Origin of the sequence: Bartonella bilalgolemi, assembly GCF_023500045.1 — a bacterium.
Taxonomy (GTDB): domain Bacteria; phylum Pseudomonadota; class Alphaproteobacteria; order Rhizobiales; family Rhizobiaceae; genus Bartonella; species Bartonella bilalgolemii.
On record NZ_JAMCOF010000001.1, the window covers coordinates 269,161 to 293,291 of the forward strand.

The window sequence follows — 24,131 nt, forward strand, 5'->3', positions numbered from 1 at the left end:
GAGCGGGCAGGCTTCGAGGGAAGTGGTTATGAGCGGGCAGGCTTCGAGGGAAGTGGTTATGAGCGGGCAGGCTTCGAGGGAAGTGGTTATGAGCGGGAAGGATCCGAGGGAAGTGGTTATGAGCGGGAAGGATTCGAGAAGCTAAGCTCCGAAAGGGGCAAAGGGCTCCAAAAATCTGGAGTTTCAGGCTTTAAATGAGGGCCAATGCGGACAGCTGAAACTTTTTCAGCAAGGCCAGTACGGTCAGAAAGCTCAACTGCTAAACCACAAAGTGTTGCTGGTCCTTTTGCAGGCTCATAAAATTTAAACTTTTTCTTGTAAAGAAAACGGTAAAGGGGTTCTTCTTTATCCATGCCTAAAGAGGAATTATAATCACCGCACATTCCTGCATCTGATAAGTAAGCGCTTCCTCCCTCTAAAATTTGTGCATCAGCCGTCGGGATATGTGTATGGGTGCCGACAATAACACTAACACGTCCATCAAGAAAGTGACCAAAACACTGTTTCTCACTTGTCGCTTCCGCATGAAAGTCAAAAATAATGGCGTCCGCTTGTTCACGCAGAGGACACGCAGCGATAATCTTATCAGCAGTGTGAAAAGGGTCATCAACTGTGCAGGGCATAAAAACAGTGCCCATTACATTCGCAATAAGAACACGAGCACCATTCTTCGCTGTCCATATACCAGAACCTTTCCCAGGAGTGCTTTCAACAAAATTCGCTGGACGTAAAAAACGATCACTATAAGAGGCATAGCTCAAAGCCTCTTTACATTTAAATGCGTGATTGCCCGTTGTGACAACATCAGCACCCACTGCTAAAAGATCTTGATAAACTGTCTGCGTAATACCAAAGCCATTGGAGGCATTTTCACCGTTAACAACAACAAAATCAAGGTGCCAATGTTCAATTAAACAAGGAAGAAGCTGCGACACAACTCTACATCCCGTTTGCCCAACAATATCACCTAAAAATAAAAAGCGCATAAGCGTTTTAATCATAATTTAAAGGGCAAGAAAACCCTTTTCTGTAAAAATACCCTCTAAAAGAAGATCATCTGTTCTCGGAGGAATGAAGTCAACTTCTTGGCACGAAAAACCAAAACCAAGTAAGTGTACAGAATGACCTTGGGCGCGAAAGTTTTCAACTATCCGGTCATAGTAACCTGATCCATATCCAAGTCGATGACCTTGACGGTCAAAAGCAGAAAGAGGAACAAAAATAAAATGCGGTAAAACAACAGCCTGTTTAGAACCAGGGCAAAGAATGCCAAAATGCATCCGCTCTAATTCACTTTCATGCGAAAAACGACGAAAAACCATTGTTGTATAATCAAAAACTGCTGGTAAAGCTAAGCGCCCCCCTCGTGATGTGATAAAATCAAACAAAGGACGAGGGTCAATCTCCGAACGAATGGGCCAATAACCAGCAAAAATAATCCCTGAAAAATCACTCACGTTCTTGTCAAGATAATCCGCGGCATGAGAACAGGCTCGATGCGAAAAAATATGGCGGTCCTGTAATGACAAATGGTCTCGTTGTGATAAACCCCACTGGCGCAAAGAATTGCGAACCAATAAAGAGGAAGAGGTGCTTTGGGAGGAGTGTGTCATCATTAATCAGGGGGGGGCAATAAGTGCATAAATCAGACCAAACAATATCCAAAGCATAAACAAATACGAAAAGGTGAACCACAACAACCGATGGAAAAGGTTGATTCCGAGTGCCTAGTCTACTAGGTGGGCACCGTGTGAAAAAGCCCACGAGCTCTTTCAGGGACAGCTCCCTTGGAAATCAATAAGGCCTCAGGAATGTTTTATTTCCTGTCAAGAAGCGCAGAACACCTTCAGGCATTATAGAATAATTTCAACTTCTCGGCTAGATAAAAAATTATTTATGATGATTTTAAACTTTTTGATCTAATTGTTGGGATACAAGAAAATCAAGACGCTGATGAAGAAACTGCATTTGCGGATAAAAAGAGAGAGCTGTTTCATAAGCTTTTATCGCAAGATGTGGGCGATCCGTCTCTTCCATAATAATGCCAAGCTCAAGAAAGGCTATGTAATGCCGAGGTTCAAGCTTGAGTGCATGGGATAAATCAAACATCGCAAGCTTAAAATCACTCAATTGAATATGAATCCAAGCCCGTTTTACCCAAGGTTCAGCGTAGTTCGGATCAAGAGAGATAATAGAATCAATCCTATCAAGAGCAGGACCATAATCCAATGCTATAATGCTTTGTTCTGCCCATGTCATTAAAAGGTCAATAGTTTCACTGCCCGAGCTTGACCATAAACGCTGAAGTTGACGACTAAGATTTTTCGCTTCTTTAACATTAGAACAGTGTTTCAATTCTTTGAGAAGGCGTACAATCTCTTGCTCTTTGCGGTCACTCGCAAGAGATTGATGTGAGTGAGGCTGTAATGCATAATCGTCAAGTAGAATTGCACCTGAGCGAGAGCTCGATGAGGCAGAACTGTCAGGCTGAGTCGAAGGAAAATCAGGAATGAGATCCTCTAGAGGCAAAAGAGATTGTGGAGAAGGTGATTCTTCAAACGGTATAGAAGGGGGGCTTTGTCCATAGCTAGGAGAAAGAAAAAAAAGACTGCTGAAAAATAAAATAAAAACACTCTGCCGTCTTAAAGATCTTGAAAAGAAAAAAACATCTTTAAAAAAAATGAAAAACCTTAAACGAACAGAACAAATCAATGTCCACACAAAAATAGCAGAAACTAAAAATCTGTCCTTTAAACCCATTATCCCTGACGGGCTCTAAAGCGCGGATTCGTTTTATTCAAAATATAAATACGACCCTTACGGCGAACCAACCGATTATTACGGTGACGTTCTTTGAGTGCTTTGAGCGAATTCTTAATTTTCATCATCATCACCGTTTACATATACTCTGAGCAAAATATTCTTTTCTTAAGAGAAAAAGACTATGCTCTTGAGACATAAGACACTACAAAAATATTCTTCACCTTTGTTGTAAAAAATGTTCCTTATTGTAAAAAACACTGAAACTTCTCAACATAATGGGTAAGTGAAGACTGTTAATTTGTAACAGGAAGTCCTTTTTTTGTCAAGTATACTTTCCTTTATCTGTATGCTCTATACGGCGAAAGAGTCGTCTTTTAGGATTGTTGATAGAAGAAGAAGGTCCTAAAAATAGGGAAAGCGAGAGGTCACTTAACTTAATTGAAAATACATGCGCTCTTTTTTGAAAATCTTTTTCATCATCAAAAGAAAAATACAAAGCTTTTTTTAACGTTTGACCTTTTCTCCACCTGTAAAAAACGAGGTCTTATATCCATCTTAAAAAACGAGATTTTAGAGGATACAGAATAAAAACGTCCCGTACGGGTTTATTTTACTGCAATAAAAACAGAAAATGATAAAATCATCCCTTTCGGGATGATTATGATGAAGACCAAAATAAAAATATTGGGTTTGATTGTTAGAAGTACACGCAAAAAACAAGGATTAACGCAAAAGCAATTAGCCGCTACATTAGGGGTTTGGTATACGATTTATCCGTGATTTAGAAAAAGAATCTTGTCAAATTGGAAAAGCCATACATGTGCTTGCAATGCTAGGTCTTGACATTAAAATTGGAAATGAAAAATTATGACCCGCACACTTGATGTTTATTTGCATACAAAACGCATCGGTCAATTGCATCAAGAAAACAGTGGAGATCTCATTTTTCTCTACGATAGCGACTATTTGCAACAAGACTTACAAGGTATTTCTGTCTCTCTTCCTCCACGTGTTGAAGCTTATAAAGGTCAACCAGTAAAAGCTTTTTTTTCTGGTCTCTTACCTGATGAAAGTGTAAGACAGCGTCTAGCAACTTACTTAGGTCTTTCTGAACAAAATTCTTTTGCCTTACTTAAAGTTGTTGGTGGAGATTGTGCTGGAACTCTCGCTTTATATCCACATGGACAAGTTCCAAATTTGCGACAAGTTCCAAATTTGCGACAAGTTCCAAATTTGCGACAAGTTCCAAATTTGCCAACTGATGATATCAAAAACCTTTATGCCTCTCGGCAGTTTCAAAAACATATGCCGAAGTATGTTTGATTATATTATCCCATATGTTTTGATAGAAAGTCGTTTCTAGTATAATATTTGCAATAGCATTAGGTAAATCATGGAAAAATATATTTTTGACCCAAATGTTATAGTTAGCAGCCTGTGTCGTGAGTGTAACAATAATGGCCAGTTTAACTGCTGTCGCTATAAATTTCCATAAAGATCAAAGAAAAGAAGAGCGCCCATAGATAACATTATAACCAATAAATGCACTGTCGATTGTATAAGATAAGGATAATGGAGGTGGATAAAGCTTTTGAAAGATTAGTCATTAGCTTTATCCATTATTGTTACAATGGGTTCTATCAAATCATTATCGATACCGGTGAGTACCTGTAGATCTTCTCGTGCCATTGTGTGTTCGTTTTATCAAATATCTATAAATATGATCATTTCTGCTCTAGTTGATTTTCCAAATCATTATCTACTCTTTCTTGTTGTTTTTTAAGTATAGCTCTTATTCTAGCTTCGGTTGCAGCTTCCTCTTCTTTAGTTACAGCTTCCTCTTCTTTGGTTACAGCTTCCTCTTCTTTAGTTGCAGCTTCCTCTTCTTTAGTTACAGCTTCCTCTTCTTTAGTTGCAGCTTCCTCTTCTTTAGTTACAGCTTCCTCTTCTTTGGTTGCAGCTTCCTCTTCTTTAGTTGCAGCTTCCTCTTCTTTGGTTGCAGCTTCCTCTTCTTTAGTTACAGCTTCCTCTTCTTTGGTTGCAGCTTCCTCTTCTTTGGTTACAGCTTCCTCTTCTTTGGTTACAGCTTCCTCTTCTTTGGTTACAGCTTCCTCTTCTTTGGTTACAGCTTCCTCTTCATTTTTTTTTCTACGTTCTGTATTAAGCTCATCATCTGCTAATCGTGCATTTTGACAATTCTTAGAACTCTCTGTGGAGCCACACTTAGCAATCCATTCTTGTAATAATTTCTCATCTTCCTTAAAATCTTCTACGCTATAGGTTTTTTCGCAACCAGCAACGAGAATTCCAGCGCAAAGAATGAGTGCTGTGATAATGATTTTATTCATGATTAATTTCCTTTTTTGTTTTACACTTTAATGACCACGGAGTTATTTCGAGGCTATTGTCTCTTTTTTCCTTAGCTTGCATTTTAGATTATCTCTTAAAATCCTCTTCTTCATCTGTAGAAACAGGTGGTGTTCCGAAAAATCTTTCATTTTCTGCTTGTAGTACATTTTGACAATTTTTAGATGACAAAGATGGTTGAGTGGTTATTCCTGAAGGGTAGCATTTCAACTCCCACTCTTCCCTCAATTTATCGTTTTTCTTGAATTCTTCAACGCTGTAGATTTTTTCACAACCAGATATGAATAATGTGGCAGATATGAATAATGTGGCCATACAGAACAAAATAAATTTTTTCATTTTTCCCCTCTTTAAATATCATGTTTTTCCCCAAATGGGATTTTGGTTAGCATTGTTAGTGGAATAGAATAAGAAGAATTCAAGACAGAGATCGTATGAGTCTGTTATAAAAGAAAATTAAAAGAAAAGAACCAAAACTAAGGACAAATGCCCAAATCATAAGATATACAAGTTCTTGTATCCAATCCCTTTCAAATATTGATACTGCCCTTTCAAATATTGATACTGTAAGAGGTATTGTTACGAGAGCGAGAAAGCTTATAGCAGCTGTAATGCTTAGTATTATCCTGAATGGAATACGCAGCCATAAAAGAAAAGGGACCAATGTTTTTTTGCCTATTTGTATTTTGGTCACTGACTTCCCCTTTTAAATTTTTTATGTTTGATTGTTTTAAGGTATACAAAAAATGAGAAAGGACACAAGTCATTTTTTATAAAATCTTCGATATCTGTTTAGTATTCATTGGATAAAATATCTGCTTTGTCAGAAAATGGTTTGATTTTATATTTTTGTATGAGAGCTACCGAGTGATTTTTTTTGAAAAATAGAGTGGAATGAAGCCAATATTGATTATGCAGTTTTGTGGTGAGGAAGTGCAGAAGAGAGCACTTTGGAGCAAGAGAGCGTTTCTGTAGGAGAAGAGAGGGAAGGTGAAGAAGTGCTTTCTTCCTCTATTTAAGAAAATCTGCTGAGGACTTTGGACTTTATTCTTTTGCTTGGGAAGATTTTGTTGCTGGTCCTGTTAATTGAATGACATGGCCCATTTTGCGTTTTGGTTCGACAAGAGTTTTGCCATATAAATGGACGGATGTTGATTGTTGCTGTAAAAAATTTTGGTAATCTTTCAAATTCATACCAAGAAGATTTGTCATCTCACAATTGCTATGGCGCGAGGTATCCCCTAAAGGAAGAGCACAAATAGCACGGATATGCTGTTCAAATTGTGAAGTAATGCAGGCTTTTTGCGTCCAATGACCCGAATTATGCACACGAGGTGCTAATTCGTTAACCAAAAGACTGCCATCGGCTAAAACAAAAAATTCGACACAAAGAACACCAACATAATCAAGAATATCCATAATCTGAGCGTTAATCTCTTGTGCTGTTTTTTGGAGCAATGGTGAAGCGTGTGAAGGCACAAATGTTTTATAAAGAATGCCGCTCTTATGCTGATTTTCACAGCAATCATAAAAAGCATGCTCTTTTTGAGGATTTGATGCCGATATAACAGATATTTCAAACAAAAAGGGGACAATCTCTTCTAAAATGAGAGGTTGATGATCAAGGGCAATTAAAGCTTTATCGATGATTTCTTCACTCGGATGGTGAAGACCAATTTGATGTTTGCCATCATAACCAAAACAGCGCGTCTTCAAAAGACCACTTCCTCCCAAGGCCGATAAACCCTCAATAAGAGAATTTCGGTCATGAACCGCATACCATTTAGCCGTTCGAATCCCATGATCGTTCAAAAATTTTTTCTCAAGGACGCGATCTTGTGAAATTTTCAAAATCTCAGAAGAAGGATAAAGATAACTTTTTTGTTCAATATACTCTGCTGTTTGCAAAGGTAGATGTTCAAACTCATAGGTTATCACATTACAAACAGAAAGAAGATGCGTTAGCGCCGCTTGATCTTCATACGAAGCAAGAATATGCTCCATGCTAATTTGAGAGGCAGGACAATCAATCTCAGGACTCAGAACAACTGTCTTAAAACCAAATTCCGCTGCTGCAAGCCCTAACATTCGCGCTAATTGACCGCCTCCAAGAAGGCCAATAGTTTTGTCAGAATATAAGTCTTCAAAAGAATAAGACATCTTTATTTTCCATCATTGGAGTTGTTGCTACGTGAGGTGTTTTTTTTATGCTGCTGCTGTAAATGCTGTAAAACATTTGGATAAAACACTATCATTATAAGATATCTTCATTGGCCATCGTTGGAGTTATTGCTACGTTGGCTGTTTGTTCTGCGCGCCAGTGTTGTAAACGTTCGGATAAAACATCATCGTAAACCGCAAGAACTGCTGCCGATAAAAGAGCTGCATTAATTGCCCCTGCTTTACCGATTGCTAAAGTGCCAACCGGTACGCCTGCCGGCATTTGTACTATCGAAAGCAAAGAATCTTGACCCGATAAAGCTTCAGAGTGAATCGGAACGCCAAAAACAGGTAAAGGTGTAAGAGAGGCCAACATCCCAGGAAGATGCGCTGCTCCTCCAGCGCCAGCAATCAAAACTTTAAAACCAGAAGCTTTTGCGTCTTTTGCAAATTGGTAAAGTCGTTCAGGTGTGCGATGCGCCGAAATGATCTGTGTGAGATGAGAAATGCCAAGGTGAGTTAAAATATCTGAGCTATGGCGCATGGTATGCCAATCAGATTGGCTGCCCATCAAAAGTGCTACGTCATACAATTTTTCAGCCATTTAATCTCCTTTTTCATTTTGCAAGAGGCTTAGTTCTCTAGCAATGGGCACTTTGTATATTGTCAAAGGGCGATTCAATCGCTTTTAAAAGTTTTATCGCTTTTTTGCAAAGTGAATTAATAGATTTTTATTCCCTTTAAGAAGGGAAAATAAATTTTTGAGTTCAATTGTTAAGAAAAAAAAGATAGAGAAAGAAGACCATCAATAAAAAAGCATGGAATAATGGTCTTATTAAGAAGAAAAGTGAAGAACAGAAGTTACGTTAAAGCACAGTTATTGTCTCAGGACTGGCTTTTATTTTGTCATGAAAAGCGATCATATGAAATTAAGTGAAAATGAGGACAAGAAAAATAAAAATGCTCTCACAAACAATATATAAAGAAAATCTCTCTTTCTTTCTTAAATCCCTGTTCACAAAATCAAAAAAATAAGATATGGAAAAACAACAATAACTTATTATATAAAATCAACGACATACGCTATAAAAGGAAATCAATCTTTATGTCTAAAGAAGAAGTGCTGGAGTTTTCTGGAATTGTTACAGAACTTTTACCAAACGCAATGTTTCGCGTAAAATTAGAAAATGATCATGAAATTATTGCTCATACCGCTGGAAGAATGCGCAAAAATCGTATTCGTGTTTTAGTCGGTGATAAAATTATGGTGGAAATGACCCCTTATGATTTATCAAAAGGACGAATTACATATCGTTATAAATAATCATCAAAAGGAAAATTCTGTAGCAAAAATCAATCAATATTCCTCACATTAGCCAACTTTGCTGCACAATGAAATTCTGTAAAAAAATTTAAATCAAGGAATATGAAATTCTTCAAGTAATCAAGTGATGAGGCACAAAATAAAAAATAGAGAGGGGTGAAAAGTAAAAATTTAAATAAAGCGGGGATGTTGGGACAAAAGTGCATGCGCTCAAGATTGGTGAAAGGGGTTCTATCATGGATATCAATTTGGTTCTTGCTTCTGCTTCTCCGCGGCGTTTAATGCTTCTTGCACAAATAGGAATTGATCCGGAATTTGTTTATGCAACCAATATTGATGAAACGCCAAAATCAAGAGAGCATCCGGCAAATTTGGCAAAGCGTTTAGCAAAAACAAAAGCCCTCGCAGCACAGGAAAATTGGTTAAGAGATCAGAAAAATAATCCAAAAAAATATTTAATTTTAGCCGCAGATACAGTGGTGGCAGTGGGGCGTGTCATTTTTCCTAAAGCAGAGGGAGAAGAGGAAGCATACGAATGTTTGCGTTTCCTTTCAGGGAGAGCCCATAAGGTGTATAGTGCTGTGTGTCTTTTGAATGAACGTGGAAAAATAAAGAGCAAATTGGTTGAAAGTTCTGTGCGGTTTAAACGGTTAACTAAAATAATGATGGAGGCCTATATGGCTTCTGGAGAATGGGAAGGAAAAGCCGGGGGATACGCTATTCAAGGAAAAGCAGAGGCTTTCGTGACAAATATAACGGGGTCTTACTCCAATGTCGTGGGACTCCCTTTAGCTGAAACAATGGATCTCTTAATGGCTTATCAGTATCCATTGCTTAATCATTGGAGCAAAAATTGTTGTGGATAAGACAAAATGGGCGAAAATTTAATGGGTAAAGGCAAAAGAAAACAAAAATTTGCAGAAAAAAGGCGCCTTGAAAAACAATGAAACAGCGCAAAAAAGACGGAAAAAAAGCAGAAATATATCAACTGCCATTACAAAAAAATAATCTGCGTCCATCACGCCCTTGTCCAGAATGTGGAAAAATGTCTCAGCAGGATTCTTATCCTTTTTGTTCATCACGGTGTCGTGCAATCGATCTAAACCGTTGGCTTTCTGGGGCATATATTTTGCCTCCACCACCTCAAAAAACTGATGAGGAAGAGTGAACGAAAATAAGAATATTTCAAAAAGGAAAACTGCTACCCTGATGCTACTCTTGTGTTCCCACTATATTTGTGGCTAAGATTAAATGCTTTTGGAATTTTTAACGGATGGCTTATACTCTTACCAGAGCGTGAATGCTTTATATAAGCGCTCTTTACATTAATTTTCTCAAAAATATGAGTCAGTATTCTGTTCTTTTATTTTCTTTCTTTATCCGTACTAAAACAACAATGGTACAAACGCGCTTGATATCAGGCTTAGAGTATCGGGTAAAAACGTTTAAACTATTACATAATGCGCTTTTATATGCTTGTTATGTCAAGCTTGGATGTCAGTGAAACAAGTCTTATGTCCGCGATATATATTCAGAGTAAAACAGTAAGAGAGAAAAGGAAATGTTCCAGTATAATTTTTTCTTTAATCGAGTGTTATGGTGCTCTTGAAAAATAATCGTAAGAGCACGTATGAGGGAGGCTCTGTAGGAAAGGAAAAGAATGTGGGGAGGATTGTTGAGAGAAGCTATGGGAGGAGAGCTGTGAAAGGGTGAGCTGTAGGGAAGAAGAGTGATGAGGGAGGCTCTGCGGGAAAGGGAAAGAATGTGAGGGGGATTGTTGAGAGAAGCTATGGGAGGAGAGCTGTGAAGGAGAAAAGGATTTTCTTTTCAGAAGAGATTTTGTTTTCCTCTTGCTATAGCAAGAGGATGTTCCCATATTTCTTTATATTAAAATAAATGATTGTTTATGGGTGTGTAGAAGATCGTTAAGGCGCTTGAAAAGAAGTGCTCAGCGGTAAAATGTAAGCTCGTGAAGACAAAGAGTCTGTAACGGGAGTCTGTAACGGCAAAGAGAAAGAAAAAAAATGAATTTGGAAAAATATAGCGAACGGCTTCAAGGTTTTTTACAAGCAGCGCAAAGCAGTGCTCTTTCTTCTGATCATCAACAATTTATGCCTGAACATTTCTTGAAAGTGCTTTTAGAAGATAGTCAAGGGTTGGCAGTTTCTTTAATCCAAAAGGCAGGAGGCAATTTGCCGGCTATTCAAAAAGAGCTCAAAGAAGCTCTCGATGCTTTGCCAAAAGTACAAGGCGGAAATGGACAGCTCTATATGTCTCAGCCTTTAGCAAAAGTTTTTACAAAAGCAGAAGAAATCGCCCAAAAAGAAGGTGATCAATTTGTAACAGTAGAGCGTGCTCTACAAGCTTTGCTCCTCGAAAAAAATGCAAAAACAGCCGATATTTTGGCAACAGGAGGAGTAACAGCTCAGGCTCTTGATCAAGCCATCAAGACAATGCGAAAAGGAAAGGTGGCAACAAGTCGTCATGCTGAAAGCCAATATGAAGCATTGGAAAAATATGCACGTGATTTGACAAAAGAAGCACGAGAGGGAAAACTCGATCCTGTCATTGGACGAGAAGAAGAAATTAGAAGAACTGTTCAAGTTTTATCGCGACGGACCAAAAATAATCCCGTGTTAATAGGAGAACCAGGAGTTGGAAAGACCGCTATTGTTGAAGGGTTAGCGCTCCGCATTGTCAATGGTGATGTTCCAGAAACATTGCGGGATAAACAACTCTATGCCCTCGATATGGGAGCGCTTATCGCCGGGGCAAAATATCGAGGCGAGTTTGAAGAGCGTTTGAAAGCTGTGCTCACAGACATTCAAGCCGAAAATGGACAAATTATTCTTTTCATTGATGAATTGCATAATCTCGTAGGAGCCGGGAAATCGGATGGGCCTATGGATGCTTCCAATTTGCTCAAACCCGCTCTTGCTCGCGGTGAGCTTCATTGTGTGGGAGCAACAACGCTCGATGAATATCGAAAATACGTCGAAAAAGATGCCGCTTTAGCACGACGTTTTCAACCTGTCTTTGTTCCTGAGCCAACTGTAGAGGACAGTATCTCTATCTTGCGCGGAATCAAAGAAAAATACGAACAACATCACAAAGTGCGCTTGGCCGATAGTGCTTTGATTGCTGCTGCACGATTGTCTCATCGCTATATTGCAGATCGTTTTTTGCCCGATAAAGCAATCGATTTGATCGATGAAGCAGCCGCACGTTTGAGAATGCAGGTCGATTCAAAACCAGAAGAACTTGATGCAATCGATCGACGTATCATGCAGTTGAAAATCGAACAGGAAGCTTTAAAAACAGAAGTCGATCCCGCAGCAAAAGAACGCTTGAAAATCGTTCAAGCTGAACTCGAAACATTGGAAAAAAACTCAGCAGAAATGACACAAGCTTGGCAGGCCGAAAAACAAAAATTAGGTTATGCTGCTGATCTGAAAAGACAACTCGAAGAAGCACGAAATGCTTTGGCTATTGCACAACGAAATGGACAGTTTCAACGCGCTGGTGAACTCGCCTATAGTGTCATCCCTGAACTCGAAAAACAACTCAATGTTGCCGAAAATGATGACCAAAAAAATAATCTCGTCGAAGAAATCGTTACGGCCGAACATATTGCACAAATCGTTTCACGATGGACAGGAATCCCTGTCGATCGAATGCTCGAAGGTGAACGAGAAAAATTATTACGCATGGAAGACGAAATCGGAAAACGAGTAGTAGGTCAGGCTGAAGCTGTCCATGCTATTGCACGCGCTGTACGACGCGCACGCGCTGGATTGCAAGATCCTCATCGTCCTATCGGGTCTTTTATGTTCTTAGGGCCAACAGGTGTGGGAAAAACTGAACTCACAAAAGCACTCGCTGCTTTTCTGTTTCAAGATGCTCAGGCTATGTTGCGGATTGATATGTCCGAATATATGGAAAAACATGCTGGAGCACGCTTGATCGGTGCCCCCCCAGGATATATTGGATATGAAGAGGGAGGTCTTCTCACTGAAGCTGTCAGACGAAGACCCTACCAGGTTATTCTCTTTGACGAAATTGAAAAAGCGCATCCCGATATTTTTAATCTGCTTCTTCAAGTGCTTGATGAAGGGCGCTTGACAGATAGTCAAGGACGAACCGTCGATTTTCGAAATACCGTTCTCATTATGACTTCTAATCTCGGCGCTGAAATTTTGACCGCATTGCCAGAAGGGCAAATAACACATCAAGCAAGAGATGAAGTGATGCAAGTAGTAAAAGCTGCTTTCCGACCAGAATTTCTTAATCGCGTCGATGAGATTATTCTCTTTCAAAGATTACAGCGGAAAGATATCGAAGCAATCGTCGATCTTCAAATCCAACACTTACAAAATTTACTGAGTGAACGCAAAATTACCTTGCAGATCACACCAGAAGCGCGAACATTGCTTGCCCATAAAGGCTATGATCCCCTCTATGGGGCGCGGCCGTTAAAACGAATGATGCAAAGAGAAATTCAAGATCCCCTCGCGGAAAGCATTTTAAAGGGGACAATTCATGACAACACAATCGTGACAATTACAAAAGAAGGAGAACAATTGATTTTTTCCTCTGAAACAGAAAATGAAAAATAAACACTTGAAAGGGGAAATGACAGAGAAATCAAATAAAACTTGACAAGGTGAATCTCAATAGCTATCATAGAGACATAATCAGAATTTCGTGTTTATTTAAGTGTTCCATGTTGGTTGTATGAAATCAGCAGAGGTTTTTTTGCGGGTTTATAATTTCTTCTGACAATTTAAGCTGATTAAAGGATTCCATTGGACAGTGGGAGGTTTTCTTCATTCTTTTTAGAAAAGAAGAGGCTTCTGCGTGTTGTTCGTTATTGTTTGTAGGGATTTATGGGTCGTGTCGGAACTAAAGCATGGATGATTGAGGCTCTTGCTTCATTTTTCTGTTGAGGAGCAGAGCCATAATTTGAAGAGATTGTGCTGTTTCGGATGTTTCCTTTTTTGTATACAAAACTTTAAAATTTGTTGAAAAAAGCGTTTTGGTTATTCGCTATCATCATTTAATTTAATGCATGATCTCTTCAAATTATGGCTCTGCTCCTCAATGCGAAGCAAGAGCCTCAATCATCCATGCTTTAGTTCCGACACGACCCATAAATTTCTACAAACAATAACGAACAACACGCAGAAGCCCCAAGGTATTTTAAAAAACAGAAAGAAAATCTCCCATTGTCCTATGGCCTTCTTTAAAGAAAAAACAATTTTTTCATGCACAAGGCAAATTTTCTTCTCTTAAGAACAATCTTCGCCTCATAAAACAAGTCTGCTTTTCTTAAGACAAAGCTCTGTTCTATTGGCATCTTCTGTCATATTGAACTTTATGAAAAGGCTAAAATCTGTTTAATGACTCTTTTTCCTGCTTAGCTTCTGCAGAGCAACACAATTTTCCACACTGCCTTCCAGGATATTGAGGAAGTGATGGCCTATGATGAAAACGTTTTTTCAACCGATTAAGGTTTTGCATATGAATAAGGGACTATCTGATGATACAGGATAATTCTCTCTATTTGAAGGGAAGAGGCCGACCAAAAGGAACGGTGAATAAGACAACAAAGATTTTCAAAAAAGCGCTTCTTACCGCTGCTGAACAGGCGGGTAATCAGTATGGTCATGATGGATTGGTCTCTTATCTTTGTTATCATGCGATCAATAATCCTGTTCCTTTCTTTTCTTTGTTAGCAAAAGTTTTGCCTTTGCACGTGACAGGAGAAGATGAGGGAAAGACTAAGGTCGTTTCGCGTGTTGAGATTGTACCGATGGTTCCTAATGAGATAATGAGTGATAAGCTTTATGAAGGTTCTCATGAGAATGAGACATAAAGATATGAGAGAAGGATTATTCAAAACGCTGTAAGACAATATTTTGGCATAATCAATTGCAGTAATCGAAGATGGTATAAGTATTAATGTTAACAGAAAAAGCGAGACGTTTGACAAAAAGAGCAAAAAGCTAATGAAAAAGCCGAAGAAGAATTCAACATTTAATGAAAGACGAAACTAAAAATAATGCAAAGATTATCTAAACCATTCTCTTTTAATAATTTTGGGAGAAGTGAATGAAAATTCTTCTCTTTAGAGGATGGCTATGAGATGCTCTGTGTTTTGATCCTTTGGATATGTGTTAAAAAAAGATTTTCATCTCTGGACAGAATGAATGCATTAATCAAAATGAGTAAAAGAGCGCAGAGAGTTTTTCGAGAGACCATAAACGAATTCTCTATTTAGAGAATGGCTTAGGTAATTTTTGCGTTGTTTTTAGTTTAGTCTTTCATTGAATGTTGTACCATTGGCTTACTTTTTCATTGGCTTTCAGTTGTTGTGGCCGGTATCCTTTCTTTTCCTTCTGCCACTAATATTGATACCGTCTTCGATTACTGCATCTGATTATGCCAGCACCACTATGGAGGTTTTAATTTTATCTTCCTGATTGTGTTGAGCAATGGAATTATCCTCTTAAGAGTGGCTTTTTTCCATGCTATAGAGGATTTATGGATTGATAGTTGTAAAGACAGGGAGGGGGTCTAGCACTGTTTTTTTTGTGTAATCTATCCTTTTTGTAAGAGGATCGAGCTTCGTTGAGATTGTATCGATGGTTTCTAATATCGGTAAATCTAAATAATCAAATAACATCTTGGACACATCGGGAGTATTTTGACACACTCAATCGTTCCTTACAAAAACAATGATAAACGCAAGCTGAAGGAGCAGATAAAAAATAAAGAACGCAAGCAAATGGAAAGCAAACAGCTGATAAATGACGATTTAAAAATTACCTAAGCCATACTCTATTCCCTGATTTTTAAAGAATATATGAAATTCTTTTTTTCAGTGATTGATGAAGGTGGTGTATGTTTCAGGTCTTTTATGCTTGAATATATCCATAAGAAACGCATAAATGCAAAATTTTTTAAAAAACCGTGAGTGATTTATATTTTAGGGTATGGCTTAGGTAATTTTTAAATCGTCATTTATCAGCTGTTTGCTTTCCATTTGCTTGCGTTCTTTATTTTTTATCTGCTTCTTCAGCTTGCGTTTATCATTGTTTTTGTAAGGAACGATTGAGTGTGTCAAAATACTTCCGATGTGTCCAAGATGTTATTTGATCTTAACTCTTTGTGTTAAGGAATGAAATTTTACTCTTAAGGGTAACTATTATTATGAATGATGTTTTATGATTTTTGGATTAAGAGTCTTATGGATAAGGATTTCGCAGAGAGCAGATATCACTTTTTGAAAAGTGTACTCTTTGAAGAGGATCATAGAGTGTTCCATAATGAGAGAGATTTCTGTCGGTTAACAAGGGTTTATCAAGAATGAGAGTGCACAATGACAACCGCTCAGATTGCCTTGATTCCAAAACTCATTCCTATTTTTACCGGAAAAGCTGATGTTCGTGCTGCTTGGGGAGGAAGGGGATCAGGAAAAACACGCTCCTTTGCTTTGATGACAGCTGTGATCGGTTATCATCACGGAAAAGCTGGAGAACGAGGTATTATCCTCTGTGCGAGGCAATTCCAAAATTCATTGGCTGAAAGTTCTCTCGAAGAAATTAAACGTGCTATCGAATCCTATTCCTTTTTAAGCGACTATTATGAAATTGGCGATAAATATATTAGATCAAAAGATGGCTGTATCGTATATGCTTTTGCTGGTCTTGACCGCAATATTGCTAGCGTTAAATCTATGGGGCGTATTCTGCTCTGTTGGGTGGATGAGGCAGAACCTGTGACCGATGCCGCTTGGCAAGTCTTGATTCCAACGCTAAGAGAAGAGGGAAAAGAGTGGCATTCCGAGTTATGGGTGACATGGAACCCCTGCCGAGAAAATGCTGCCGTTGAAAAACGATTCCGTTTTACCAAGGATCCTAATATCAAAGGCGTTGAAATTAATTGGCGTGATAATCCAAAATTTCCTGCAAAACTTAATCGCGATCGAACAGCTGATTTAGAACAAAGACCTGAACAATATCAACATATTTGGGAAGGGGAGTATCTGCAGGCAATGCAAGGGGCTTATTACCAAAGATTGCTGCTTGAAGCAGAACAAGAAGGGCGTATTACTATAGTGCCACGTGATCCTCTGATTCAGGTTAAAATCTTTTGGGATATCGGTGGAACGGGCGCTAAAGCTGATGCAACGGCTCTATGGGTAGCTCAATTTGTTGGACGCGAGATTCGTGTTCTCGATTATTATGAAGCACAAGGACAACCCTTGTCAGAGCATATCGGCTGGATCTGTCACAAAGGTTATGAAAAGGCACTGATGGTTTTGCCCCATGATGGCGCTACAAAAGATCGTGTTTATAATGTCAGTTTTGAAAGTGCACTCCAACAGGCTGGTTTTCGTACCCAAATTATTCCTAATCAAGGTGTCGGTGCTGTCAAAATGCGCATCGAAGCTGTAAGACGATTATTCCCCGCTATATGGTTTAATCGAGAAACAACAATGGCTGGGCGAAAAGCCCTTGCCTGGTATCACGAAAAACGCGATGAACAACGTAATATCGGTTTGGGAGCTGAACACGATTGGGCAAGTCATGGGGCCGATAGCTTTGGACTGTTATGCGTGGCCTATGAACAACCCAGTGCTCAAAAAAAACGAGATATTTATCGGTCGCGTTCTTCTTCTTCTACAACATCATGGATGGCTTTTTAATGAATATGCAGACTGCTTCTCTTCATTCAATTGAAACCCTCGAACATCAGGCGCTCTTTCAAAAGCTTGTTAAGTGGTATCAAGAGGATATTGTTCATGTTGAGCAATGGCGAAAAAATGCTCAAGAAGATTACGATTTTTACAATGGACGACAGTGGAATGAACAAGATCTTGCTGTCTTGCAGGAACAAAACAGACCCGTCATGACATTTAATCGTGTTGCGCCTTTGATTAATGCCGTCGTCGGAACCGAACGCAACAATAAACGCCATGTTCAATTTATTCCGCGACAAGAAGGTGCCGCTATCGCTAATCAAATCCTCACTGGAGCGGCAGAATGGTTTCGCGATGAGGCTCATGGTGAATATGAAGACTCCGATGCTTTTCAAGATACTGTTATTTGTGGGATGGGATGGACCGATACTCGGCTCGATTATGAAGAAGATCCTAGGGGAAAACCCGTCATTGCTCGGCTCGATCCTATGAAGATGGTTTGGGATACAAGCGCTGTCAAGCCTAATCTTATTGATGCTCAGCGGATTTGGTATATCGATGAAAAACCACTGGAAGTAGCGCAAGAAATGTTCCCCAATGTGCATTGGAGTGAGCTGAATGCAGATTGGGTGCAACAGCAAACGGGAGTGGGTGTTCATAGCCATGGTGACGATTATCAAAGTGAAAGTCTCGATGGTGGTGAGAGCATTCTGCAAAGCCCTAAAATGGTCACACTGGCTGAATGTCGGTGGTTCGAACGCGAAGTCATCTATAAGGTTCTTAATCCTCAAACAGGCCGGTTTACTGAGTATTCTGAACAGGATTTTCAACAGATCAAAAGAGAATTTCTACCATTTCCCGCAACAAGAATGACAAAAAAAGTTGTTAAACGCGCTTTCTTGGGGAAAAAATTGCTCGAGGCACCTGATAGACCATTGGTACCTTCTAACCAATTGGGATGGGAATGTATTACTGGGACATTCGATAAATTAAGTCGACAATTTTATGGAATTGTCCGTCCAACCAAAGATCCTCAACGTTGGGCTAATAAATATTTTAGTCAAGTTATGCACTTGCTCAACAGTCAATCTAAAGGCGGAGTCATGGCAGAGCGGGATGCGTTCGATGATGATCGACAAGCCACAGAAAGCTGGGCAAGGGCCGATAGTATTACCTGGCTAAAAAATGGTGCTGTAGCCGCTGGAAGAATACAACCAAAACCCGTTGCACAGTTTCCAAATGGCTTTTTTCAACTCTTTAATGAAGCAAAAGGAGCTATTTCTCAGGTGACAGGATTGTCTCCTGAATTTATTGGAACACGCTCCGTCAATCAACCAGGTATACTCGAAGAACAACGCCGGCAATCTTCACTCAATCTTTTGGCCGCCTTCTTTGATGGGTTGCGTCGCTATCGACAACGACAGGGGAAAATAATTCTCTATCTTATCCAAAATTATCTTTCTGATGGCCGCTTGATCCGTATTGCTGGAGAAGACAATGCTAAATATGTACCCCTTACACGGGAAATGGTCACAAGTTTAGAATATGATATTGTAGTAGACGATGCGCCAACAAGCACGAATGAAAAAGAACGGACATTTTCTGTGATTATGCAATTGCTGCCGCTTATGCAACAATTTGCAACACCAGAGATTATACTTGATTTTCTGCACTATTCACCTTTACCTGCGTCGCTTATCCATAAAATTGCGCTCAAAGCACAGCAGAACAGTCAAGTGCTCAATGAGCAACAAGGGCTCCAACAACTCCCAGAAGGAGCAGAAGGTGTACGAGTTGCACAAGTTCTACAAGACCTTGTGGGGTGATTTTATTATATGCGTTCTTTGTGTGAGAGAGGGACATAATATATACGAGGGAAGAATGTTCAGAGTTATGCCCTTCTTGCTTGGGATATAAGGGATTTATCCAAGGGAAGATGAAGAGATTTTGATCTCAGAAGGAATATTCTTTTTAAGAAATGATAGGTGAGTGTGAGATTTGAGGATCGAGAAGTCGAGCCTGCTCTGTAGGTTTTTAGGAAGATTTTACTGTATGCGTTCTCTGCATGAGAGAGGGGCGTTTTATTGTTTTAGGCAAAGAAGGAAAGCACAATGAACGAAGAAACTTTAACATTAGAAGAACAGCACATATGGGAAAAGCATTCTTTGCAAAAGACAGATGATAGTGAGGAAGGGGACTCTGGGAGAGAAGAAGGAGGCAATGTCCTTGCAGAAGAGGACGATGAAAATGAAACAGTTTCGCTAGAGCAGGAGAGTGGAGGTGATCAAAGGGCACAGTCTCAGAATGGAGAGCAAATGCAAGCACCACCAGATCCACAAAAAGACTTTATGGGCTATCTCCAATGGCTTGGACAGGTGCTTCAAAATAAACAGGAGACGTCGGAGGTTCAACAGACTGTTTCGCAGGTGCAGGAGCCTTCAGAAGCAGAGCGGTTGCAGTCTTTTTTTCATCAGTCTGTGGAAACTGTCAAAAAAACACATAGCGATTTTAATCAAGCTGCTGATTTTGTTTATGAAATGCGTGCAAAACAATTGGCTGCTTGTGCTTCTCTTTATCCTGAACTAACAGATCCGAAAGTTATTGATGCCATGATCGGGGATGAATTGAAAAAGATCGTGCAAGATTGTAGCGAAAAGAATAAAAATCCTGCCGAGGTGATTTATACAATCGCACAGACTATTGGCTATACAACACCACAAAATCATCAAGGTGCAACTATAAAAGATCATCAGGATGAAACTATACAAGAGACTGAGGGGATGGAGGGAACTAAGGGAGCAAAAAGCTTACAAGAAAGTGTATGGGGGGATAAAGATATTCAAGAAAGGCAAAATTCTGCTCGTACCCTTTCAGCTTATAATGGTTTGAGCCCCAATGGGCCAATTTCTTTGGATTTTCTTGATAAGATGTCTGAGGGGGAATTTAATGTTTGGATCGATAATCCAAAAAATAAAGCCGCTTTTAACCATTTAATGAGTGGGGGAGGGCTTTAAAAAGAGGAAAAATACTAAACAAATAAGATACTAAAACTAAAAAAGAACTTTCTGTTTTGAGCATTAGAATAGGAAAAATAAACACCCGGTATCATACCGGTTTTTTTATATCAAAAATTGTGAGGGGGGAAAAATGGCTGTAACTCGCATCGGACTTAATAATCCACTGGCTGTACGCACATGGTCGAAATTACTTAATCAAGAAGTCTCAAAAGCAATTTCTATTGCACCACTTATTGGAAGAGATTCCAATAGTATTATCCAATTGAAAGATGAAACCAATAAAGCTCATGGAGATTCTATTAGCTTTGGTTTACGCGTCCAATTGTTTGGTGAAGGAGTGACCGAAGGAGAAGAACTTGCAGGAAAAGAAGAAGATTTGCAATTCCTTAATGATCGCTTGGTCATTAATGAACTCTCTCATGCTGTTCGTGTTAAAAATGAAGGCACAATCGATCAACAGAGAACTTTACATAATTTACGGACAGAAGCCAAAAATGCTCTTGTCGATTGGTATGCGGATCGTTTGAGCTTGATGTTCTTTCTTCATGTGTGTGGGTTTACAGCCAGTAGCATCAATTTTGAAGGACGGACCATAACGCTGAGACCTGTGCATTACGGATTTAATAAACCAACTGAACCAAGCGATAAACGGATACTGCGCCCTAATGGCAAAACAAAAGATTCAGATCTTAAAGCAGCGGATACCTTTACTCTTCAGTTGATTGATAAAGCTGTTGAACGCGCTAAACTTGCTAATCCAAAAATTAGACCTGTGCGTGTCGATGGAGAAAATGTTTATGTACTTTATCTTCATCCAACACAAGTAACACAATTAAGAACCAATACAGAGCCAGGGCAATGGCTTGATATCACTAAGGCAGTTTATAGTGGAAGCCGTGTGAAAAATCCCATCTATAATGGATCATTGGGCATGTATAATGGGGTCATTTTACGAGAAGCAGAGCATGTTACAGAAGGTGTAGGCGCGTCGACTGAAAATGCTGAGACTATAGCTATGGTTCCTCATGTGCGTCGTGCCGTTTTGCTAGGGGCACAAAGTGCTGTTATCGCTTTCGGTAAAGATCGGGGCGCTACACGCTATAAATTGGTAGAAGAGCTCTTTGACTATGAGCGTGAATTTGGCGTTGCTGCAAAAACAATTATTGGCATGAAAAAAACACGCTTCAGTTCGGGAAATGATTCTAAAGGAGCTCAGGATTTCGGAACCATCGTGATTTCAACATATGCTGTATCTTCTTAAAAAAATTATAAAATTCCCTCCCGGTTTTTAGATCTTTGGGAGGGAACAAAATAAAAGGAAGCACTCATGCCTATTCCTGGATCTTCTTTAACAAAATCTTCTGCTAAATCTTATTCATTTGTTTCAAAATTCTCCGATTATGCCAAAACATTTGGGCAGATGATGGCGCTGATTCAAGATGAAATCGATGATACAACAGGCGAATATTCTGTTCAAATTCAAGATTCTATTTTAACTGCTCTTCGCTTGTGTGAACAGGAGCCCTTTTTCTTCAATAAAATGGGGGAAATGCGCTTTAAAACACAAAGCGGAAAGACATGGTATGGATACGAAGATACCGCTTTTCTTGAGACAGAAATGGTGATTGAGTCTTTAGTTCTTGAGCAAAAAGAAGCGAGGCCAATACCCCTTCTTTATAAATCAGTGAAAAAAGCCCAAAAAGAATATAAAAATCATTCAGTTCAGGGAACACCCGTATTCTATACTTTTTTGGATCAACAGATCGGACTCTTTCCGACACCTGAGACTGTTGAAACTGTTCGCCTTTTTTGGAGATCAGCACACTTTTCCGATATTCTCACTCTGCAAGATGAGAATCCCTGGTTTGTTTATGCTTTCGATCTGATTAAAGCACGTGCAAAATATGAACTCTATAAAAATATTCTCAAAGATACTGAATATGCCGCTATCGCGTTTAATGATTTTCAAGAACAGCTCCAACTCTTGCGTTACGAAACATCGCGTCGCGAAGGATGCTCCAATATTCTTTCAACGGGGTTTTAAATGGCTTTTTTTCCTCTTGCGGATTATCGTCCCGATGTTGCTCATATCAATAGTCTTTTTACCGATGAGCTTGTCAATGTGCTTCCTGCGGATGGATCTTATATTCCAATGCCCAGTTTTAGCCCATTTTCAGAGCCTTGTCCGGGGGCTATTTTAGGGGCCATCGCTGTCAAAACAAAAAATGGTGTATCGATTATTGCTGGAACAGAGAAAAAAATCTATCAGCTCAATAATACAACTTTGCAGTGGAAAGATATTACGCATAAAGATAAATCTTATTTTGCTAATGTCGACGCACCTTGGTCTTTTGCTTTGTTTGGCGATTATGTCATTGCTGTTAATGCGAATGATAAGCCTCAAGTGATTGATATTAATCAAGATGAAAATTTTAGAGATTTAGGTGGGAATCCTCCACAAGCAGGAATTGTCCGCGTTTGGGGCGATTTCGTTTGTCTCATGAAATTATCCGAACATCCACGACGTGTCCATTGGTCTGGCTTGAATAATGCGGAGTTCTGGACCGTGGGGAAAAAAAGCTGCGATTATCAAGATTTTCCCGATGGAGGATATGTTCAAGGAGCAACAGAAACAACGAATCCATTGATCTTTATGCGTTCTGCAATTTATGCTGGCTCTTTTATCCCTGGATCTAAAATCATCTTCAGTTTCCAGAAAATACACGATAAACGCGGTGCAAAAAACGCTGAATCAATTGTTTGCCGGGGGGATCTGGCTTTCTTTGCCGATGAGGGAGGTTTTTACCAAATCACTACCGATGGGCGGATCTCTCCGATCGGCTTCGAAAAAGTAGATCGAACCATGGTGGCAAAAATCTCAGAAAATCAATTGTCTACTCTGAGTGCCGCAATCGATGGCGTGTATAACCGTGTTTATTGGATTATCGATGCCGATGAAACGATCCAAGAACGGATTTTGCTGATCTATGATTGGGGATTGCAAAAGTGGACGAAAGCAACCGTCAATATCAAAATGATTTTGCCCATTTTTTTGGCTGGATATACCTTAGAAGGGCTTGATAGGGTCTCAGAAAGTCTCGATGATTTACCTTTTTCTCTCGATAGTAAAGTGTGGCAAAATGAAACACCAATTCTGGGAGCTTTCGATCATGAAGGAAGGCTTGGATCATTTTCTGGATCCCCTATGGCTTGTGTGATAACCTCACAAGAAATGGGGCAGACAAATGGTATGGTCACCAGGGTGAGAAATATTATGCCTCAGGTGAATAGTAAAACATTTTATTTGTCAATTGGTATGCGCTTTCGTCAAGCCTTTGAGGAAGAAACTGTTTGGTTGCCAGAAAGACAACCTTCTACACATACGGGACAAATTCATTCCCGTGCTAGAGCGCGGTTTTATCGTTTTAAGCTTCGGATACCGGAAGGGATCAATTGGTCTCACGTGACTGGCTTCAATGTCGAGTTGAAGCCTGCCGGCATGCGTTAGCATAAGGTTAATCCTGATGTGTTGAGCATGCCAAACCATAAGATTAATGCAATGCGTTGAGTATGCCAAAGGCATAGCTCATGCGTGGAGTGTGCTAAGACACAAAACTAGAGTGCTCTGAGAATGCCTAGGATAAAGATTAATGCGGGTGAGTATGCTGGGCAAGAGGTTGATTCAGTTGGGTCATTTATCAAGATCATAAGTGTGAAGAAGAGCAATGGAGCCTGATAATAGGATTCTCCCTGCTGTTTTGTGGTGATGTGTGGAGTGTAGTAGGGCAGATTTAAT

At 39.5% G+C, this 24,131-nt stretch carries 20 protein-coding genes and 1 other RNA gene; 12 read left to right on the top strand and 9 right to left on the bottom strand.

What is annotated here, in order from left to right; translation table 11 throughout:
* Positions 1-116: 116 nt before the first annotated feature.
* The 5 genes from M4Z11_RS01145 to ykgO form a co-directional block, all read right to left on the bottom strand.
* Complete coding sequence (locus M4Z11_RS01145; protein ID WP_249674638.1) at positions 117-1,001, bottom strand: TIGR00282 family metallophosphoesterase; 885 nt, start codon at positions 999-1,001, stop codon at positions 117-119.
* A gap of 3 nt (positions 1,002-1,004) precedes the next feature.
* Entirely contained in the window at positions 1,005-1,613 is a 609-nt protein-coding gene (locus M4Z11_RS01150; protein WP_249674642.1) for a 5-formyltetrahydrofolate cyclo-ligase, read from the bottom strand.
* Positions 1,614-1,684: 71 nt separating this feature from the next.
* A non-coding RNA gene (gene ssrS / locus M4Z11_RS01155) (6S RNA) lies at positions 1,685-1,845 on the bottom strand.
* 60 nt (positions 1,846-1,905) lie between these two features.
* On the bottom strand, positions 1,906-2,760 hold the full coding sequence (locus M4Z11_RS01160) for a tetratricopeptide repeat protein (protein ID WP_249674646.1): 855 nt from the start codon (positions 2,758-2,760) through the stop codon (positions 1,906-1,908).
* Positions 2,760-2,885, bottom strand: coding sequence for a type B 50S ribosomal protein L36 (gene ykgO / locus M4Z11_RS01165; RefSeq protein WP_013545486.1), 126 nt, complete (start codon positions 2,883-2,885; stop codon positions 2,760-2,762). The genes M4Z11_RS01160 and ykgO overlap by 1 nt, the downstream gene beginning before the upstream one ends.
* A gap of 745 nt (positions 2,886-3,630) precedes the next feature.
* On the opposite strand from ykgO, the gene M4Z11_RS01170 reads away from it, so the two are divergent.
* Positions 3,631-4,086 carry a HipA N-terminal domain-containing protein gene (locus tag M4Z11_RS01170; protein ID WP_249674647.1) on the top strand — a complete coding sequence of 152 codons (456 nt, stop codon included), beginning with the start codon at positions 3,631-3,633 and terminating at the stop codon, positions 4,084-4,086.
* A gap of 401 nt (positions 4,087-4,487) precedes the next feature.
* Here the strand turns inward: M4Z11_RS01170 and M4Z11_RS01175 are convergent, their stop codons facing one another.
* From M4Z11_RS01175 to purE, 4 genes are all read right to left on the bottom strand, one after another.
* Positions 4,488-5,111, bottom strand: a complete 624-nt coding sequence (locus tag M4Z11_RS01175) for an EexN family lipoprotein (protein ID WP_249674648.1) — start codon at positions 5,109-5,111, stop codon at positions 4,488-4,490.
* Between the two features lie 88 nt (positions 5,112-5,199).
* Positions 5,200-5,469, bottom strand: coding sequence for an EexN family lipoprotein (locus tag M4Z11_RS01180; protein WP_249674651.1), 270 nt, complete (start codon positions 5,467-5,469; stop codon positions 5,200-5,202).
* A 705-nt stretch (positions 5,470-6,174) separates the two neighbouring features.
* Positions 6,175-7,290, bottom strand: a complete 1,116-nt coding sequence (locus M4Z11_RS01185) for a 5-(carboxyamino)imidazole ribonucleotide synthase (RefSeq protein WP_249674656.1) — start codon at positions 7,288-7,290, stop codon at positions 6,175-6,177.
* A gap of 94 nt (positions 7,291-7,384) precedes the next feature.
* Positions 7,385-7,894, bottom strand: coding sequence for a 5-(carboxyamino)imidazole ribonucleotide mutase (purE, locus tag M4Z11_RS01190; RefSeq protein ID WP_249674660.1), 510 nt, complete (start codon positions 7,892-7,894; stop codon positions 7,385-7,387).
* Positions 7,895-8,395: 501 nt separating this feature from the next.
* Between purE and infA the strand changes: the two genes are divergently transcribed.
* The 11 genes from infA (at position 8,396) to bgtE (ending at position 23,843) form a co-directional block, all read left to right on the top strand.
* A complete protein-coding gene (gene infA, locus M4Z11_RS01195) occupies positions 8,396-8,614 on the top strand; it encodes a translation initiation factor IF-1 (RefSeq protein WP_013545481.1) in 219 nt (72 codons plus the stop codon).
* 236 nt (positions 8,615-8,850) lie between these two features.
* On the top strand, positions 8,851-9,480 hold the full coding sequence (locus tag M4Z11_RS01200) for a Maf family nucleotide pyrophosphatase (protein WP_249674670.1): 630 nt from the start codon (positions 8,851-8,853) through the stop codon (positions 9,478-9,480).
* Positions 9,481-9,557: 77 nt separating this feature from the next.
* Positions 9,558-9,782: a DNA gyrase inhibitor YacG gene (gene yacG, locus M4Z11_RS01205; RefSeq protein WP_249674679.1), complete on the top strand. Its 225-nt coding sequence runs from the start codon at positions 9,558-9,560 to the stop codon at positions 9,780-9,782.
* Positions 9,783-10,638: 856 nt separating this feature from the next.
* Positions 10,639-13,230 carry an ATP-dependent chaperone ClpB gene (clpB, locus tag M4Z11_RS01210; protein ID WP_249674683.1) on the top strand — a complete coding sequence of 864 codons (2,592 nt, stop codon included), beginning with the start codon at positions 10,639-10,641 and terminating at the stop codon, positions 13,228-13,230.
* A 923-nt stretch (positions 13,231-14,153) separates the two neighbouring features.
* Positions 14,154-14,489: a hypothetical protein gene (locus M4Z11_RS01215; protein WP_249674696.1), complete on the top strand. Its 336-nt coding sequence runs from the start codon at positions 14,154-14,156 to the stop codon at positions 14,487-14,489.
* Positions 14,490-15,995: 1,506 nt separating this feature from the next.
* Positions 15,996-17,324 (top strand): PBSX family phage terminase large subunit, encoded by a 1,329-nt coding sequence (locus M4Z11_RS01220; RefSeq protein ID WP_249674702.1) that lies wholly within the window; start codon positions 15,996-15,998, stop codon positions 17,322-17,324.
* Positions 17,324-19,144, top strand: a complete 1,821-nt coding sequence (gene bgtI / locus M4Z11_RS01225) for a BaGTA-type gene transfer agent portal protein BgtI (protein ID WP_249674705.1) — start codon at positions 17,324-17,326, stop codon at positions 19,142-19,144. Before M4Z11_RS01220 ends, bgtI begins: the two co-directional genes overlap by 1 nt.
* Positions 19,145-19,429: 285 nt before the next feature.
* Complete coding sequence (locus M4Z11_RS01230) at positions 19,430-20,332, top strand: hypothetical protein (protein WP_249674718.1); 903 nt, start codon at positions 19,430-19,432, stop codon at positions 20,330-20,332.
* Between the two features lie 133 nt (positions 20,333-20,465).
* Positions 20,466-21,596 (top strand): BaGTA-type gene transfer agent major capsid protein, encoded by a 1,131-nt coding sequence (gene bgtG, locus M4Z11_RS01235; protein WP_249674720.1) that lies wholly within the window; start codon positions 20,466-20,468, stop codon positions 21,594-21,596.
* 66 nt (positions 21,597-21,662) lie between these two features.
* Positions 21,663-22,379, top strand: a complete 717-nt coding sequence (locus M4Z11_RS01240) for a hypothetical protein (RefSeq protein WP_249674722.1) — start codon at positions 21,663-21,665, stop codon at positions 22,377-22,379.
* Positions 22,380-23,843 carry a gene transfer agent protein BgtE gene (gene bgtE, locus M4Z11_RS01245; protein ID WP_249674732.1) on the top strand — a complete coding sequence of 488 codons (1,464 nt, stop codon included), beginning with the start codon at positions 22,380-22,382 and terminating at the stop codon, positions 23,841-23,843. It begins immediately after the preceding gene.
* Positions 23,844-24,131 lie beyond the last annotated feature (288 nt).

Excerpts from the sequence above, each read along its gene's own strand:
- M4Z11_RS01150 (WP_249674642.1), bottom strand. The coding sequence starts at position 1,613 with ATGACACACTCCTCCCAAAGCACCTCTTCCTCTTTATTGGTTCGCAAT.
- yacG (WP_249674679.1), top strand. The coding sequence starts at position 9,558 with ATGAAACAGCGCAAAAAAGACGGAAAAAAAGCAGAAATATATCAACTG.
- M4Z11_RS01230 (WP_249674718.1), top strand. The coding sequence starts at position 19,430 with ATGAACGAAGAAACTTTAACATTAGAAGAACAGCACATATGGGAAAAG.
- clpB (WP_249674683.1), top strand. The coding sequence starts at position 10,639 with ATGAATTTGGAAAAATATAGCGAACGGCTTCAAGGTTTTTTACAAGCA.
- M4Z11_RS01160 (WP_249674646.1), bottom strand. The coding sequence starts at position 2,760 with ATGGGTTTAAAGGACAGATTTTTAGTTTCTGCTATTTTTGTGTGGACA.
- M4Z11_RS01170 (WP_249674647.1), top strand. The coding sequence starts at position 3,631 with ATGACCCGCACACTTGATGTTTATTTGCATACAAAACGCATCGGTCAA.
- bgtG (WP_249674720.1), top strand. The coding sequence starts at position 20,466 with ATGGCTGTAACTCGCATCGGACTTAATAATCCACTGGCTGTACGCACA.
- M4Z11_RS01180 (WP_249674651.1), bottom strand. The coding sequence starts at position 5,469 with ATGAAAAAATTTATTTTGTTCTGTATGGCCACATTATTCATATCTGCC.
- M4Z11_RS01200 (WP_249674670.1), top strand. The coding sequence starts at position 8,851 with ATGGATATCAATTTGGTTCTTGCTTCTGCTTCTCCGCGGCGTTTAATG.
- infA (WP_013545481.1), top strand. The coding sequence starts at position 8,396 with ATGTCTAAAGAAGAAGTGCTGGAGTTTTCTGGAATTGTTACAGAACTT.
- bgtI (WP_249674705.1), top strand. The coding sequence starts at position 17,324 with ATGAATATGCAGACTGCTTCTCTTCATTCAATTGAAACCCTCGAACAT.
- bgtE (WP_249674732.1), top strand. The coding sequence starts at position 22,380 with ATGGCTTTTTTTCCTCTTGCGGATTATCGTCCCGATGTTGCTCATATC.
- M4Z11_RS01220 (WP_249674702.1), top strand. The coding sequence starts at position 15,996 with ATGACAACCGCTCAGATTGCCTTGATTCCAAAACTCATTCCTATTTTT.
- M4Z11_RS01175 (WP_249674648.1), bottom strand. The coding sequence starts at position 5,111 with ATGAATAAAATCATTATCACAGCACTCATTCTTTGCGCTGGAATTCTC.
- M4Z11_RS01215 (WP_249674696.1), top strand. The coding sequence starts at position 14,154 with ATGATACAGGATAATTCTCTCTATTTGAAGGGAAGAGGCCGACCAAAA.
- purE (WP_249674660.1), bottom strand. The coding sequence starts at position 7,894 with ATGGCTGAAAAATTGTATGACGTAGCACTTTTGATGGGCAGCCAATCT.
- ykgO (WP_013545486.1), bottom strand. The coding sequence starts at position 2,885 with ATGAAAATTAAGAATTCGCTCAAAGCACTCAAAGAACGTCACCGTAAT.
- M4Z11_RS01185 (WP_249674656.1), bottom strand. The coding sequence starts at position 7,290 with ATGTCTTATTCTTTTGAAGACTTATATTCTGACAAAACTATTGGCCTT.
- M4Z11_RS01240 (WP_249674722.1), top strand. The coding sequence starts at position 21,663 with ATGCCTATTCCTGGATCTTCTTTAACAAAATCTTCTGCTAAATCTTAT.
- M4Z11_RS01145 (WP_249674638.1), bottom strand. The coding sequence starts at position 1,001 with ATGATTAAAACGCTTATGCGCTTTTTATTTTTAGGTGATATTGTTGGG.